Annotated in this window: 3 protein-coding genes; all 3 read right to left on the bottom strand. The window is 46.1% G+C overall.

The window, feature by feature from the left end:
- Positions 1–267 precede the first annotated feature (267 nt).
- The 3 genes from E2R66_RS28045 to E2R66_RS28035 are packed head-to-tail and all read right to left on the bottom strand — an operon-like array spanning position 268 to position 2,239.
- Positions 268–1,572, bottom strand: coding sequence for an aminotransferase class V-fold PLP-dependent enzyme (locus E2R66_RS28045; protein WP_134738010.1), 1,305 nt, complete (start codon positions 1,570–1,572; stop codon positions 268–270).
- Positions 1,573–1,628: 56 nt separating this feature from the next.
- On the bottom strand, positions 1,629–1,820 hold the full coding sequence (locus tag E2R66_RS28040; RefSeq protein WP_134738009.1) for a hypothetical protein: 192 nt from the start codon (positions 1,818–1,820) through the stop codon (positions 1,629–1,631).
- A gap of 44 nt (positions 1,821–1,864) precedes the next feature.
- Positions 1,865–2,239 (bottom strand): Fic family protein, encoded by a 375-nt coding sequence (locus tag E2R66_RS28035; protein WP_134738008.1) that lies wholly within the window; start codon positions 2,237–2,239, stop codon positions 1,865–1,867.
- Positions 2,240–2,437: the final 198 nt, after the last annotated feature.

The following is a 2,437-nucleotide window of genomic DNA, read 5'->3' as shown; positions in this document are numbered from 1 at the left end:
GCGTCCCAAGCTTCGAGTTGAAGAATATACGGGCTTACTACCTGCTCTCTACGCAAACTTATAAAATTGTTTGAAAACTACTTGCTTTTAAACGGTATAACTCTCTGCTGCGCAAAGAGGGTGAAAGTTATAATGGGGGGAATAAAATGCAGCTAAAACCCTCTTTGCGGAGCAGAGAGGGTCGGGCAGCGGAGCGAACCCGGGGTGAGTCGACTCGCGATGCAGACAAGACCGCATGCTATTTTTCACCCCGCCGCCACACGCGGTTTACCCTTTCACCTTCGCCGCAATCTCCGTCAACGCCTTCACGAGTTTATCCAAATCGGCAATGGTGGTGTAAACATGCGGGGTAACCCGCACGCAGCTTTGGTTTTGCCAAACAATGCCTACCACATGTATTTTATAAGTGTTCCATAGGGCACTGTCGAGCTCGGCGGGTGTCATACCATCGATGCTTACGCCACAGATGGCGCAGGAATATTGCGCCTTTAGCGATGTATGCAGCTTTACCCTAGGGATGGCCTGCGCCTTTTCGGCCCAGTAGTTTTTGAGGTAGCGGATGCGGTCTTCCTTGCGCTTAGGGCCAATGGCCTGGTGGAAGTTGATGGCTTCGCCGATGGCCTGCTCAATGGCAAAGCTGCGCGTACCCAACTGCTCGAATTTGCGGATATCTGCGCTCTGCGGCTTATCTGCACAGGTAAGCGGCCAGGTTTTCTCAATATGGTCTTTACGTATCCACATCATACCGCTGCCAATGGGTGCCGAGAGGAACTTATGCAGGCTGGTGCCGAAATAATCGCAATGCAGGTCGGGTATTTTAAAATCTATCAGGCCGAAAGAGTGCGCCCCATCTACCACCACTTCTATGCCTTTGGCGTGTGCCATATCGCATATCTTGCGTACCGGCATCAGCTGGCCCACCCAGTTTACCATATGGGTAACATGTATCAGTTTGGTTTTTGGAGTGATGGCATCGGCGTAAGCCTTTACTATTTGCTCGTCGTTCTCTATGGGGAAGTTAAAGCTTAGCCGATTGTAAACGATGCCCTCGCGCAGAGCGCGTTGCTCGTAGGCGTGCATCATGTTGGGGTAATCGAAGATCGAACCGATCACCTCGTCGCCACGGTTGAGGCTGATGCCGTAGATGATGGTATTGAGGGCTTCGGTGGCGTTGCGGTTGATGGCAATTTCGTCGGGCAAGCAGCCGGCAAGAGCGGCCAGTTTCTCTCTCAGGGGCTCGCGACCGGAGTCGAGTATGCGCCACATAAAGTACGATGGCCCCTCGTTGCAGAGTGCGTTGTACCTATCCAGCGCGCGTTGCACTACCGTTGGCGCAGGCGAAACGCCGCCATTATTGAGGTTGATAATGCTGGGGTTTACCGTGTAGGCCTGCTGTATGGTTGCCCAGTAATCTTCGTCGGCAGCCACCTGTTGCGGCGTTAAATGCGCCACCCTTGCCGATGCCCTTTCGAAGCTTTCGGCGTGGGCGTGGTTAAACATACTAGCGGCACCAAAGGCACCAGCCAAAGCTGTAGCTTGTTTAAGGAAAACGCGGCGGTTATTGTTGCTCATGATGAGGTGAATTTAAGCAATTGTGCGAAGAATTGCAAAGCAACTAACATGTAGTTTCAATTCACAATAAGTCCTTTGGCAATCAGCATTCTCATGTATAGAAATCCGCCTTTTCTATACATATCATCTACAACATGTATAGGAAATCCACCTTTTCTATACATATCACCTACAACATGTATAGGAAATCCACCTTTTCTATACATATCACCTACAACATGTATAGGAAATCCACCTTTTCTATACATATCATCTACAACATGTATAGAAAATCCATCTTTTCTATAAGGGTTTAAATAGAATTAAAATCTGGATTTATTGTTTGTATAGGGGGGGCTTGTTGCCTTATTTCCGGGTCATTTTTAAATAACTTAAATAAAGGAACATTTATATAAAAATTACTTCTTCCTATTTTTTCCTTAGTTAAGAACCCTTTTTCAACTAACGAATTAACATATTTAGTTGCTGTTAGCCGTGATACTATAAGTTCACTCATGACAAAGTCAATTTTGGTATAAGGATGCCTGAATATGTTATTTAACAAATCTTGGCTGTACATTTTGGGAAGTTCTTTCCGGATTCGTATTTTATAGTCTTGCATCAAGGCGCGCATTTCGCCTATTAAAACGATAGTTTCCTTTGCGGTTTGCTCTACGCCATTTAACATATAAATTATCCACTCTTCCCAATCGCCATGATCTCTAACCTTTTGTAATAATCTATAGTAATCTGCTTTATTACTGATTATAGAATAAGGCGTTTAAGCAACCCATGATTTTTGCAGAAATATTGGTCCGGCCGCAATCATCGTCTTGACAAGGTTATGAAACATATTGTCAGGATACTTAAGCCTGTTGAACCGGTA

Origin of the sequence: Mucilaginibacter psychrotolerans (assembly GCF_004519315.1) — a bacterium.
GTDB lineage: Bacteria > Bacteroidota > Bacteroidia > Sphingobacteriales > Sphingobacteriaceae > Mucilaginibacter > Mucilaginibacter psychrotolerans.
Note: the sequence above shows the minus strand (reverse complement) of the source record. Positions and strands in the feature narration are given on the sequence as shown.